Origin of the sequence: Chryseobacterium sp. BLS98, from assembly GCF_001045445.1 — a bacterium.
In the GTDB taxonomy this organism is placed as follows: domain Bacteria; phylum Bacteroidota; class Bacteroidia; order Flavobacteriales; family Weeksellaceae; genus Chryseobacterium.
Genome location: NZ_LFNF01000001.1, coordinates 130,931 through 143,840, shown reverse-complemented (window position 1 = coordinate 143,840; position 12,910 = coordinate 130,931). Strand labels below are relative to the sequence as shown.

At 38.6% G+C, this 12,910-nt stretch carries 10 protein-coding genes; 1 reads left to right on the top strand and 9 read right to left on the bottom strand.

What is annotated here, in order from left to right:
- The 6 genes from ACM40_RS00625 to ACM40_RS00600 form a co-directional block, all read right to left on the bottom strand.
- Nucleotides 1-1,371: an exopolysaccharide biosynthesis polyprenyl glycosylphosphotransferase gene (locus ACM40_RS00625; RefSeq protein ID WP_048500945.1), complete on the bottom strand. Its 1,371-nt coding sequence runs from the start codon at nt 1,369-1,371 to the stop codon at nt 1-3.
- A 173-nt stretch (nt 1,372-1,544) separates the two neighbouring features.
- Complete coding sequence (locus ACM40_RS00620; RefSeq protein WP_048500944.1) at nt 1,545-2,174, bottom strand: 7-carboxy-7-deazaguanine synthase QueE; 630 nt, start codon at nt 2,172-2,174, stop codon at nt 1,545-1,547.
- 7 nt (nt 2,175-2,181) lie between these two features.
- Nucleotides 2,182-3,066 carry a bifunctional 5,10-methylenetetrahydrofolate dehydrogenase/5,10-methenyltetrahydrofolate cyclohydrolase gene (locus ACM40_RS00615; protein WP_048500943.1) on the bottom strand — a complete coding sequence of 295 codons (885 nt, stop codon included), beginning with the start codon at nt 3,064-3,066 and terminating at the stop codon, nt 2,182-2,184.
- Between the two features lie 20 nt (nt 3,067-3,086).
- Nucleotides 3,087-3,911, bottom strand: coding sequence for a class I SAM-dependent methyltransferase (locus tag ACM40_RS20125; protein WP_053077079.1), 825 nt, complete (start codon nt 3,909-3,911; stop codon nt 3,087-3,089).
- Nucleotides 3,912-3,914: 3 nt separating this feature from the next.
- On the bottom strand, nt 3,915-5,555 hold the full coding sequence (gene pgi / locus ACM40_RS00605) for a glucose-6-phosphate isomerase (protein WP_048500942.1): 1,641 nt from the start codon (nt 5,553-5,555) through the stop codon (nt 3,915-3,917).
- A 337-nt stretch (nt 5,556-5,892) separates the two neighbouring features.
- Entirely contained in the window at nt 5,893-6,804 is a 912-nt protein-coding gene (locus ACM40_RS00600) for a DUF4349 domain-containing protein (RefSeq protein WP_048500941.1), read from the bottom strand.
- A 208-nt stretch (nt 6,805-7,012) separates the two neighbouring features.
- On the opposite strand from ACM40_RS00600, the gene ACM40_RS00590 reads away from it, so the two are divergent.
- The gene (locus tag ACM40_RS00590; protein WP_048500939.1) at nt 7,013-8,371 is read left to right on the top strand and encodes an acyl-CoA dehydrogenase family protein; all 1,359 of its coding nucleotides are present in this window, start codon (nt 7,013-7,015) and stop codon (nt 8,369-8,371) included.
- Nucleotides 8,372-8,463: 92 nt separating this feature from the next.
- On the opposite strand, the gene ACM40_RS00585 is transcribed toward ACM40_RS00590, so the two are convergent.
- The 3 genes from ACM40_RS00585 to lon form a co-directional block, all read right to left on the bottom strand.
- On the bottom strand, nt 8,464-8,841 hold the full coding sequence (locus ACM40_RS00585; protein WP_048500938.1) for a DoxX family protein: 378 nt from the start codon (nt 8,839-8,841) through the stop codon (nt 8,464-8,466).
- A 241-nt stretch (nt 8,842-9,082) separates the two neighbouring features.
- Nucleotides 9,083-10,195, bottom strand: a complete 1,113-nt coding sequence (locus ACM40_RS00580) for an AI-2E family transporter (RefSeq protein ID WP_048500937.1) — start codon at nt 10,193-10,195, stop codon at nt 9,083-9,085.
- A gap of 225 nt (nt 10,196-10,420) precedes the next feature.
- Nucleotides 10,421-12,826 carry an endopeptidase La gene (gene lon / locus ACM40_RS00575; RefSeq protein WP_048500936.1) on the bottom strand — a complete coding sequence of 802 codons (2,406 nt, stop codon included), beginning with the start codon at nt 12,824-12,826 and terminating at the stop codon, nt 10,421-10,423.
- Nucleotides 12,827-12,910 lie beyond the last annotated feature (84 nt).

The window sequence follows — 12,910 nt, the reverse complement described above, 5'->3', positions numbered from 1 at the left end:
TTATTTTGCATTTTTATCGCCGCCGACAACAAGGAAAAAGGTTTTTAAAATAATAACCAGATCCAGAACAAAGCTCCAGTTTCTTACATAGAATGTGTCTGCCAGGATACGTTTTTTCATTTCTACCTCTACATCTCCATAATCCCCGCGAAGTCCGCTTACCTGAGCAAGTCCAGTGATTCCGGGTGATACCATGCTTCTTAAACTGTATCTTCCTATTTTAGGCTTATAAAAATTGTCGACGGCCAGCATATGCGGCCGGGGACCTACGATAGACATTTCGCCTTTCAGAACATTAATGAATTGGGGAAGCTCATCGAGGCTGGTTTTTCTTAGGAATTTTCCAACTTTTGTGATCCGGGCATCATTTTCCGCTGTAGTTTTTGTTGCCGATTCATTATTAACGATCATCGTTCTGAATTTCAGGCATGAAAATACTTCTTCATGGAAGCCGTATCTCTTTTGAACAAAGAAAACGGGTCCTTTCGAAGTTGTTTTTATTAACAAGGCAATAAGGGGAAACAGCCACGAGCATACTAAAACCAATATGGTGATAGAAAAAACGATATCAAAGCTTCTCTTTACCAGAAAATTGGAGTAATAATCCAGAGGATATTTTGCCTGGCTGAGAACCGGCTGTGTCTGAATGTACCCCAGATCATACAGAAAAAAGTCGCTTTGTGTAATGCTGGGAATCAATGAGACATGAACTTTATTGTCTTCGGCAAGACGGAAGATCTCAGTTTCTATACTTTCAGTAAAATGGTTTTCTGTGGATAAAAACAGGGTGTGAATCCCGTTTTTCTTCCAAAAGCCAACCAGCTCATTCGGGTTGATCTCGGATTTATCATACTCAAATATTTTGTATCCGTAATCCTTCCTGTCTTTGAATATAGTCTTTAGAATCTCTGTAGATCCCGTTTCTCCCAGAAACATTACATTTCTATAATTGATCCCCAGTGAACGGAAATATTTTATGGTAAAATAAATAACTGATTTGGAAAGGAAAATAAAGAAAAAAAGGTAAAACGAAAGCCAATAAATATCTGAATTGAAAAATACATTTTTACTCACTTTCCCAATAAGCAGAACGCCAAATATAAAAGTGAGGAAATGAATGAGGAGGCGTTCCAGAAACAGGGTATAGGTAAGATTCCTCTGAACATTATAAATTTTTGTCCTGCCACTCAGCAGCATCCAGAACAAAAACAGCAATATCAGGGAAAAAATATTCTGATACCAGGTTTCTTCATGGTATTTTAAATGTTCGTTCCGGCTTATAAAAAAGAATATAAAAATAGATGCAATAACCAAAAGGTCAAGCAAAATAATAATCGATTTCAGGTATCTAGAGTATCGAATTCTCTGCATCTATCAGTGTTATAACGGATACGAAGAGCTAATGTACATAATTTTTGCGGTATATTCCGGGATTCTATGAATATTATAAACTTTTGCCCTGCTACCTAAATATTTGGAGCAAAAAAATGATCATATGAATAAAAAATATACTGATCCGGCATTTCTGTGAACTTAAAAATGATCTATGGGATATTCAGGTATTTATGGGTCTGAACTGAAGCCTGCCATTCCGGATGGGCCAAAATAAAATCAGTGATTTTTGGATACATTTCATCACGCTTGCTCCATTCGCTCTGCATATACAGTTTACAGCTTGCAGAAACTTTTGCCGCCTGCTCCTGTGCAAAGGTAAAATCATGCTGATTGAATATGATCACTTTAAGCTCGCTTGCTTTCTGATAGATTTCTTCTTTCGGAAGTCCTGTTTTTTTAGGTGATAGGGTAATCCAGTCGATCTGTCCGCTCATCGGATAGGCTCCTGAGGTTTCAATATGGATCGTGCATCCCAGTTCTTTTAATTTTCCTGTCAGGATATCAAGATTCCACATCAATGGTTCTCCTCCTGTTAAAACAATCGTCTTACAGTGTTTTGCTGCAGTTTCGGCAATTTCCTCTGCATTCATCAGCGGATGTAGGTTGGGATCCCAGCTTTCTTTTACATCGCACCAGTGGCAGCCCACATCGCAGCCTCCCAATCTGATGAAATAGGATGCTTTTCCGGTGTGTGCGCCTTCTCCCTGTAAAGTGTAAAAATGCTCCATCACAGGGAGCATTTTACCTTCTTTTAATAAAATATCTTCTTCTTTGTTCATTTTAAAATTAGTCGTTATAGACCGAAGTTTTGTATGCGATGATGGTGTTTTTCATCAGCATGGCTCTGGTCATTGGGCCTACTCCTCCGGGTACCGGTGTAATCCAGCTTGCTTTGGCTGCACAGCTGTCAAAATCCACATCGCCGGCAAGGTAATAGCCTTTTGGTGAGTCATCATCTACTCTTGTAATTCCTACATCTACGATTACTGCTCCGTCTTTGATCATATCTCCTTTTAAGAAGTGTGGATCACCTAAAGCTGTAATAACGATATCTGCTTTTTTAGTATATTCTTCGATATCTTTGGTGTAAGAGTGTGTCAAAGTTACGGTAGAGTTCCCCGGGAAGTCTTTTCTTCCCATCAGGATGCTCATAGGTCTTCCTACGATCTTGCTTCTTCCGATAATCACACAGTCTTTTCCTTTGGTTTCAATATTGTATCTTTCCAGCAGGGTCAAAATTCCGAAAGGAGTAGCTGGAAGGAAAGTATCCATTTCCAAAGCCATTTTTCCGAAATTTTCGGGATGGAAACCATCTACATCTTTTCTTGGATCAATAGCCATAATGATTTTTTCCTGATCGATCTGATCCGGTAAAGGAAGCTGAACGATGAAACCGTCTACTTCTTTGGATTTGTTCAGTTCGTCAATTTTTTCCAGCAGTTCAGATTCGGAAACAGTGCTTGGGAATTTTAAAAGGGAAGAACGGAATCCTACTTCTTCACAGTCTTTTACTTTGCTGTTCACATAGGCTTTGCTTGCTCCGTTGTTTCCTACAAGAATAGCTACCAGATGCGGTGCTCTTTTCTTGCCTTCAAGGATTTTTTCCACTTCAGCCTTGATCTCTGCTTTTATTTCTTTGGACACTTTAAGCCCGTCAAGAATTTCTGCCATTTTTACTTTTTTACTTTTATTTAGATTTTATTGAATACAACAATATCCTGAAATTCATCTGCGCCCTCCTTTTCTACATCGGTTCTCCAGAATCCTCCTTTTATGGTGGTTACTTTTAATCCGGCTTCGGCTGCCATCTGATTCAGCAAAGGAATACTTACGGCAATATTGGCTGCGGTCACCTTATCGTCCATCAGCCTGTAGCCTTCGTACTGATGGGGAAACGGCATGGTGCCGAATTCCCTCCTGGTTTCATCATACAGAAAAAATGTTGCCAGGCACTGGCCGTCACTTTTTAAAACCCTGCTGATTTCGCCAAGGTATCTTTTGATCTCAGGTATCTGCATATGAGTAAACACCGAGAACAGAAATACTTTATCAAATTTTGCATCCTCATACGGAAATGTAAAATCCTCTGCTTTCTGGCTGAACGTATTGTACAGGTCATTGTAAATCGGGGTGAATTTGAATTTAAAATTCGGGTATTTTTTGCCGATGTGTTTATTGCACCAGTTAATCCCTTTTTCCACCGCATCAAAACCGTCATAGGTCCCTTTGTCCAGAACTTCTGTAAGAGCTATTGCCGTTCTTCCAATCCCGCATCCCACATCCAGAACATGATCTGTATTTTGTAGTCCGATATATTTTTTTAGGGCATTTACCTGCTGGATACCATGAGGAATAAAATCGCTGCCGCCTACATAAATATCTCCTTTTTTAGGCTCGTTTTTGGATCTTTTTCCGGTAAGCCCGTCGTAGAGGTCTATCGGGAAATAATAGATCTTTCTCCCTAAAAGCCTCAGGCTGGGAGGAAGTTTATAATAATATGACCTTAATGCGGACATCTGCTATTTATTTCCTTTATAATAATTGATCAATCCGTTCGTAGAGCTGTCGTGAGAACTGATGGTCTCACCGTTTTCAAGTTCCGGAAGGATTTTATTGGCTAAAACTTTTCCCAATTCCACTCCGAACTGGTCGAAGCTGAAAATATTCCAGATCACTCCCTGAACGAAGATTTTGTGTTCGTATAATGCAATTAACTGTCCTAATGAAAAAGGAGTTAATTCATTGAATAATATAGAGTTGGTAGGCGTGTTCCCGTGAAAGACTTTATAATTTAACAGTCTGTCGATCTCTTCATCGCTTTTTCCTTCATTTCTTAATTCCTGCTCTACTTCTTCTTCAGATTTTCCGAAGGCAAGTGCTTCAGTCTGGGCAAAAAAGTTAGCTAAAAGTTTCGGTTGGTGATCAGAAACTGCATTGCTGCTTTTTACATAAGCGATAAAATCTGCAGGAATAAGTTCTGTACCCTGGTGGATAAGCTGGTAGAATGCATGCTGCCCGTTTGTTCCCGGCTCACCCCAGATGATAGGCCCTGTTTCATATTCTACGAATTCACCGTTTCTGTCAACGCATTTTCCGTTACTTTCCATGTCTCCCTGCTGAAGATAGGCTGCAAACCTGTCCAGGTATTGTGAATAAGGAAGGATTGCATAGGTGGTTGCAGCATAGAAATTCCGGTACCAGATTCCTAAAAGTCCCATTAAAACCGGAACGTTTTCAGAAAAGTCTGCCGTCTGGAAATGCTGGTCGGTATCATGGGCACCTTTTAAAAGCTGTTCGAAATTCTCATAGCCTACTGCCAGAACAATGCTCAGGCCGATAGCGCTCCAGAGTGAGTATCTTCCTCCAACCCAGTCCCAGAATTCAAAGATATTTTCTTCTGCAATACCGAATTGTTTAACTGCTGCAACGTTAGTGGATAAAGCTACGAAATGTTTGGCAACATCTTCTTCTTTTCCTGCTTTCAGGAACCAGTCTTTTGCCGAATTGGCATTGGTCATGGTTTCCTGGGTGGTAAAGGTTTTGGAAGCAATGATGAATAATGTGGTTTCAGGATTAAGGGTTTTAACCGTTTCAGCAATGTGATTACCATCAACATTTGAAACGAAATGAACGTTTAATCTTGTTTTAAAATGCTTTAAAGCTGAGCAAACCATCACCGGTCCAAGATCTGATCCTCCGATCCCGATGTTGACCACATCGGTAATTTCTTTTCCGCTGAAGCCTTTGTGTTCTCCTGAAATAATTTTTTCAGAGAAAGCTTTCATATGGTCAAGAACTCTTTTGATCTGGGGCTTTATATTTTCACCGTCCACGATGATCTCTTTATCCGAAAAATCCCTTAAAGCTGTATGTAAAACTGCTCTTCCTTCTGTTTCATTGATTTTATCACCGGAAAACATTTTAGAGATAGCCTCTTTCAGCTGGCACTCATTGGCCAGATTAAGCAACAGCTCTTTTGTTCTGGAATCGATCAGATTTTTAGAATAATCAAAAAGGAAGTTGTCTTTCTGTAGAGAAAATTCATTAAAACGATTCGGATTGTACTGGAAAAGACTTCTCATATCAAAGTCGTTGCCTGCAAAATGTTCGTCAAGAGCTTTCCAGCTGCTGGTATGTATAGGATTTATTTTTGATAGCATATTTTTAGAATTATATTGATTCAGAAGATGACAGCGGATCAGAAAAATTCAAAATCCATATCATTTTATTTCTGATCTGCAAATTTAAGGAAAAATAAAACCTCAGATAAATTTGAACGCGATAAATAACAATTTTTTAAAAAAGAAACCTCAGATCAGGTCTGAGGTTTAATGGGTTTTATTTTGGGAAAACGGTTGAGAACATTATTCATCTGTTTCATTCAGGATATTTTCAAGGTGTTTTGCGTTTCTTCCGTACATATATAAAACCTCCTAAAAAAGGAGGTCTGTAAAATCTAAAATTATGATGATAACCAATTGGTTAGGAATTTTTTTGTTATTCTGAAATTTTTGTATGTTCCGGTTTTGCCGGTTTTCTTTTTCTTAAAAAATATATGATGACCATTAAAATTAGTAGAAGTGGCCATATGGTAATCAGTCCTATACCCATCTTCTGGATCAGGTAAAATCCTTCTACAAAAGCATTTTTGGCATCATAGATAAAATTGAATTTATATTTATGATCAATATTCCGGGTATTGGTTACTGCAATTTCTGCAATACGAAGCTTAGGCTCCTTGATGTAAATATCTACGGTACTGTATTTTATATTGTCAGTAGTATCTATGTTGGCAAGTTGCTGCAAATTGCCTTCTGCCATATTATCATTGTCAAGCTTTACTTTGTCCTTATTGGTTTTCAGCTGGCTGATATTTTCACTGGTCTTTTGTATTCTTTTTCCTTCCATTTCTGCATACTTGATGTTTGAGGTTACATCTTCAGCATTGATATTCCTGAAATTCAGAAAAAGCTTTTTATCATTGATCAGGGTAAGGAGTTCCCCTAATTTTTCTGTTGGAACCCGTACCTGCATTGCGTTTTCAGTCTGGTATTTTTTAATCAGCATCGCGTCATCACCGGAAGTATTGTAAGTGTCCTCCGAAATTACATTGCTATGGAGATTGCTGTGCGTTACAAATCCTCCCAGATCCTGAACCGTTTTTTCAATAGAAACCGTTGCTTCGTAAACATCTTTTACCTCCATGTTCACATCAGCCGTTTTTATGAACTGTTTGTCTTTTACGGTCATACTGGCTGCGGATGATACACTGTCTGAGATAGCAACAGCTGCAGAATCCGTACTACCGTAATCTGCCCTTTCGGTAGTAGCTATCTCACCTTTTTTACATGAATAGATTCCTAATAAAAGAACTGCTGACAGGGATAGTTTAATGTAAGTCGTTTTCATAGTGTAGATTTTTTGTGGGTTTCTTTAAGCCAAAGTTCCGGCAGGATCTTTTGTAACATTTGAAAATCAGGGGTAAAAAGTTTGTAAAGAAATATTTCAGTTTTAATAATCTGTAAATGTGTGTTTTGTAAAATAGATAGGGATGGGATGACTTGTTTTCGGAGCAATTTTTGCTTAACTTTTACAAACCAATCCCACAAACATTACTATGTCAAATACCTTTTCCAAAATCAGAAACGCAATAGAATTATTCAGATCCATAGATTTTGATCAGCTGAGTGCTATTTCTCAAAAAGTTGATCTGCCGAAACTGATGCAGAATTTTTCCAAGCTTGATGACAGGCAGCTGAACGGAATGATGAAAATGCTTGACCCCAATAAGAAAAAGCGGGAACTTCCTCCTATTGATGGTGATTTTTATGATATCTACCATACTTTGACTCCGGAACAGCGTGAAATACAGCTGAAGGTGAGAGCTTTTATGGAAAAAGAAGTAAAACCTTTGGTGAATCATTACTGGCTCAGAGATGAATTTCCTTTTGAACTGATTCCGAAATTCCAGAAACTGGATATCTGTGGAGTAACTTATGAAGGATATGGCTGTCCCGGTATGCCTTTTCTGATGGAAGGAGTCATTGCTATGGAAATGGCACGAATTGATGCATCTATAGCTACATTTTTCGGAGTACAATCCGGTCTTGCCATGGGATCTATCCATATCTGCGGGTCAGAAGAGCAGAAGCAAAAATGGCTTCCCCAGATGCAGAAATTTGAAAAGATCGGAGCTTTCGGGCTTACAGAGCCTGAAGTTGGATCCGGAGCGGCAGGCGGCTTAACCGTAACCTGTAAGAAAACACCGGAAGGCTGGATCCTGAACGGACAGAAAAAATGGATCGGGAACGCAACATTTGCCGACCTGGTTATTATCTGGGCCAGAGACCTGGATAGCGGAGAAGTAAAAGGATTTATTGTAGAAAAAGATAATCCCGGTTATTCCGTTGAAAAAATCAAAGGAAAAATGGCATTGAGAATCGTTCAGAACGGACTGATCACGCTAAAAGACTGTCTGGTGACCGAAGAAAACCGTTTGCAGAATGCCAATTCCTTTAAAGATACCGGAAAAGTTTTGCGTATGACCAGGGCAGGAGTGGCCTGGATGGCTACAGGCTGTGCAAGAGGAGCTTATGAGAGTGCTTTACAATATACAAGAACCAGAGAACAGTTTGGAAAACCTATTGCCTCTTTCCAGATGATTCAGGGGCATCTGGTGGAAATGCTTTCCAACCTTACTGCTATGCAGACGATGGTCTTCCGGCTTTCGGAGATGCAGGATGAAGGAATTTTGAAAGATGAGCATGCTTCGCTGGCCAAGGTTTTCTGTACCTTGAGAACCCGTGATATTGTATCCAGAGCCAGAGAGGTAATGGGTGGCAATGGTATTCTGCTTGAATATGATGTGGCAAGATTTGTAGCTGATGCCGAAGCCATTTACTCATACGAAGGCACAAAAGAGATCAATTCCCTGATTGTGGGAAGATCCATAACGGGATTCAGTGCATTTGTATAACGTTTAATGAATGGTGAATGGTCAATAGTCAATCTTAAAATCATATAAAAATTGACGGCGAAGCTAATTGACCATTCACTATTCACTATAATTTAACTGATTAAAGCTTTGTACTTTTCCCGATTGTCAATAATCATCCAAAGATTAATCAGAAACAGAGCTCCTGCGATGGACATTCCCATGGTGGATTTATCTATTGTGAACACATGAAGTACAATTCCCACCATTACAGGTAAAATAACAATGGCTCCTAATGCTCTTGTTTTTGGGAAAATAAATAATAACCCGCCAACAACCTCTACGATTCCAACCAGGGGCATCAGCCAGTGAATTTCTCCAAACGCTGCAAAAAGTTTCATTTGCTCAGGCGTTGGCTTTTCCATTGGCATATAATTAAAAAATTTATTTAATCCGGCATTGATAAACATAAGACCGAAAAGCAGGGCAAAGATAAATTTAACGATTTTCATAATTGTTGATTTTACATCAAATGTACTATAAAAATAGTAATGATTGAATTATTTGTAAATAATTTTGTTGATGTTTTTGGTTATTATATGATTCATAGGTTATTCTGTTATGAATTACATAATGTATTTTGCTGAAAATCTTCAAAAATTGAATCGTGAAAGTTTAAGGTGATAATGGTAACTGATAAAAATTATTCAAATGTATTTCATTACTAATTGCTTATTACCTATTACTGACTGATCAGTCCATTTCCTTAATGGTAATATTCTTAGAAATTTTATAGCTTTTCTTCTTTTTATCAGGCTTTTCCTCTTCACCGAGCAGTTTACCCCATGGTTTTAAACCATCTACTCTTTCAAAAATAATTTTAATGATGGCAATAGCCGGAATACAGAGAAACATACCTGCAATTCCCCAAAGATGTTCCCCTAAAATAATACCGATAAAAGAAAATAAAGCATTGATCTTTACTTTTGAGCCTACAACAAACGGCAGCACAATATTTCCGTCAATAATATGTACACCAATATACCCGATAGCTACATAGATGCAGGTGGAAGGCGTACCGGTTGCAAAAGCAATGAAACATGATATCAGAAGGGAAATACAGATTCCCAGGTAAGGAATTACATTCAGTAAACCTGTAAGAACAGCCAGAAGTATGGCGTATTTTACCCCAAGAACGGTAAGGAGTATGGAGCAAAGAACGGATACAATCAGAACCTGCAGGCAAAGTCCGAAAATATATTTCTTCGTCATCACCCGGATTTCGGTAACCACTTCCTGTACACTTGCTTTATGTTTTTCATTAAAAACAGTTACAATGAAGTTATTGAGAACTCTTCTGTAGTTCAGGATAAAAATAAAAAACAGCGTAAAAAATACAATGAAGCCAAAACCGCTCGAAAATATTCCGAAAGTAAAGCCAAGGATTACTCCTGAAGAGGATAGTAATTTATTGAGCCCCTGATTGATATAATCAAGCTGCTCATCTATTTTCACATTGAAAGTTTTCGAGATCCAATGCTGCAGATTGCTGAAAACAGTGGTCATCTGTTCCCTGAGATGGGGAAGATCTTTACTGAAATCGGAAAGCTGTGACCCGAAAAAATAGATAAGCCCCGATAAAATGGCCAGCATGATGAATACTGAAGTCATTGTAGATATAGACCTTGGAAATCTCAGCCTTCTTTCCATAAAAGTGGCAGCAGGCAGAAACAGCATTGCCATTAAAAAGGCCAGAAAAAAAGGGGCTAAGATACTCTGTCCAAGCGCCAGAAGATATCCCAAGCCAATGATGGAAATTACTACAAGCGTTAGATTAACAAGAAAAGGGAGCCTAAGAAAATTCATATTTTTTTCAAATCTGTTGTATAAAAATAAGAAAACCCTTCCATTTGAAAGGCCTTTTTGGTTTAATTAACATAATTCTTTTAACAAAACAAATGCCGTAACCCAGCGGTGTGGTATATGTTTCTTAATAATTGCAATTATTGAAACCTATAGATTGAAATTGAATATAAAAAACGCGTCCCAAAAAATCTGAGACGCGTTTCCTTATTGAGAGTTGATATGTTATTATTTTTCAATGGCAAAGTTGATGACCTCTTCCATTCTGTTTACATAATGTACCGTCAGGTTTTTCAGATAATCCTTTTTAATCTCCTCCACATCTTTTCTGTTAGCTTCGCATAGAATTACTTCTTTGATTCCTGCTCTGGTAGCAGCTAGAAGCTTTTCTTTGATCCCGCCTACAGGAAGTACTTTTCCTCTTAAAGTTATTTCTCCCGTCATCGCAAGATGAGGTTTTACTTTTTTATTCTTAAATGATGAAACCATTGAGGTCAGCATGGCAATACCGGCCGACGGTCCATCTTTTGGTGTTGCCCCTTCCGGAACGTGGACGTGGATGTTTTTCTTTTCAATATCTTCCTGGCTGATCCCCAGTTCATCATGTTTTGCTTTAATATATTCTAATGCAATGGTGGCAGATTCTTTCATTACAGTCCCCAGGTTTCCGGTCATCGTAAGGCTTCCTTTTCCGTTGCTTAAGATGCTTTCAATGTATAAAATATCTCCACCCACGCTGGTCCAGGCCAACCCTGTTACAACACCGGGAACTCCGGTAATTTCAGATAGGCTTTTCGGTCTTGGAACGCCAAGAATCTCATCTATTTTTTCAACGGTGATTTTTGGATCGTATTCTTTCATTAAAGCAGTCTGAAGAGCAACCCATCTTGCAATGGAAGCAATCCTTTTTTCCAACGTTCTTACTCCGCTTTCTGAAGTGTGTGCTTCAATAATATGTTTAAGCTCAGGATTTCCAAGTTTGAATGATTTTGCATCCAGACCGTTTTCTTCCTGCTGTTTTTTAATAAGGTGCCTTTTTGCGATTTCCGTTTTTTCCTCCATGGTATATCCGGCAATCTGAATGATCTCCGTTCTGTCCAGAAGAGGAGTCTGGATCGTGGAAAGTGAATTGGCGGTTGCAATAAACATCACTTTAGACAAGTCATAACCCATTTCCAGGAAATTGTCATAAAAAGCTTTATTCTGTTCAGGATCAAGAACTTCCAAAAGAGCGGAGCTTGGATCACCATGAAGTCCTTGCCCGATCTTGTCGATTTCATCAAGAACGATCACAGGATTGGAAGTGCCGGACTTCTTAATAGACTGCAGGATTCTCCCGGCCATTGCGCCAATATACGTTTTTCTGTGCCCGCGGATTTCACTTTCGTCATGAAGTCCGCCAAGGGATAATCTTACATATTTTCTTCCCAGTGCATCAGCTACAGATTTTCCTAAAGAAGTTTTTCCTACTCCCGGAGGCCCTACAAGCAATAGAATAGGGGATTTCATGTTGTTTTTTAATTTTAAAACAGCCATGTGTTCCAGAATTCTTTTTTTGATGTCTTCAAGTCCGAAATGCGCCTTATCTAATATTTTTTCAGCTTTGGCAATATCAAAGACATCTTTTGTATAGGTTTCCCATGGAAGATCTGTAAAGAAATCGAGATAATTTCTCTGAACATTGTAATCCGGAGCATTGGGATTCTGGCGCTGCAGTCTGTTGATCTCTTTCTGGAAATGGTCTTCCACTTCCTGGCTCCATTTTTTCGTTTTTGCTTTATTGATAAGATCTTCCACATCACTTTCCGGACCGCCTCCAAGCTCATCCTGGATGGTTCTGATCTGCTGGTTCAGGAAGTATTCTCTCTGCTGCTTATCAAGGTCTTTTGAAGTTTTCTGATGAATCTGGTTTCTTAATTCCAGTTTTCTGAAATCTTCATGCATCATTTCATAGCACTTGTTGGCCCGTTCCATAAGGCTCTTCTCTTCAAGCAGCTTTTGCTTTGCCGGCGAAGGGAAGCTGGCATTGGTACAGATGAAATTCAAAAGATCATCATTATTGTTGATATTCTTGATCGCAAAATTTGCTGCATTGGGAATATTAGGGTCAAGCTCAATGATTTTCAAAGCTAATTCTTTGATATTTTCAAGCAAAGCTTCATATTCTTCCTTATTTTTTGGCTGCGAATCTTTTAGTTTGCTGATCTCCGCTTTAAAATAAGGCTGGTTTTCTACGATCTTTTTTATTTTGAATCTGTGGAAACCTTTGGTAATAGCAGTAATATTGCCTTCAGGAAGCTTAATGATCTTGATGATCTTGGCAAGCGTACCAGTCTGGTACATATCTTTCTCGCCCGGCTGTTCCAGATCTGAATTTTTCTGGCTTACGATTCCTATGAAATCGCCATTTTTCTGTGCCTCTTCAAGAAGCTGTATCGATGTTTTTCTTCCGGCAGTAATAGGAATTACCACGTTGGGAAACATGACCATATTTCTTACAGGAAGTATAGGGAATATTCTCTGTTCGGAATTCTTATCAGTTTCCGAAAAGTCTGAAAGATTGATCTCTTCCGCTACAATGTCAAATCCATCGCCGATCATTTCCTCTAAACTCATATCTTCAAATTCTGTCATACTTATATAAAATGACAAATTGTCATTTTCGTTTTAAATCGTTAAAATGAAATCTTACAATATGCGCTGAAAACGTGTGGCATA

Bases quoted from the DNA above. Each gene is read 5' to 3' on its own strand.
- ACM40_RS00625 (WP_048500945.1), bottom strand. From the start codon at position 1,371: ATGCAGAGAATTCGATACTCTAGATACCTGAAATCGATTATTATTTTG.
- ACM40_RS00620 (WP_048500944.1), bottom strand. From the start codon at position 2,174: ATGAACAAAGAAGAAGATATTTTATTAAAAGAAGGTAAAATGCTCCCT.
- ACM40_RS00615 (WP_048500943.1), bottom strand. From the start codon at position 3,066: ATGGCAGAAATTCTTGACGGGCTTAAAGTGTCCAAAGAAATAAAAGCA.
- ACM40_RS20125 (WP_053077079.1), bottom strand. From the start codon at position 3,911: ATGTCCGCATTAAGGTCATATTATTATAAACTTCCTCCCAGCCTGAGG.
- pgi (WP_048500942.1), bottom strand. From the start codon at position 5,555: ATGCTATCAAAAATAAATCCTATACATACCAGCAGCTGGAAAGCTCTT.
- ACM40_RS00600 (WP_048500941.1), bottom strand. From the start codon at position 6,804: ATGAAAACGACTTACATTAAACTATCCCTGTCAGCAGTTCTTTTATTA.
- ACM40_RS00590 (WP_048500939.1), top strand. From the start codon at position 7,013: ATGTCAAATACCTTTTCCAAAATCAGAAACGCAATAGAATTATTCAGA.
- ACM40_RS00585 (WP_048500938.1), bottom strand. From the start codon at position 8,841: ATGAAAATCGTTAAATTTATCTTTGCCCTGCTTTTCGGTCTTATGTTT.
- ACM40_RS00580 (WP_048500937.1), bottom strand. From the start codon at position 10,195: ATGAATTTTCTTAGGCTCCCTTTTCTTGTTAATCTAACGCTTGTAGTA.
- lon (WP_048500936.1), bottom strand. From the start codon at position 12,826: ATGACAGAATTTGAAGATATGAGTTTAGAGGAAATGATCGGCGATGGA.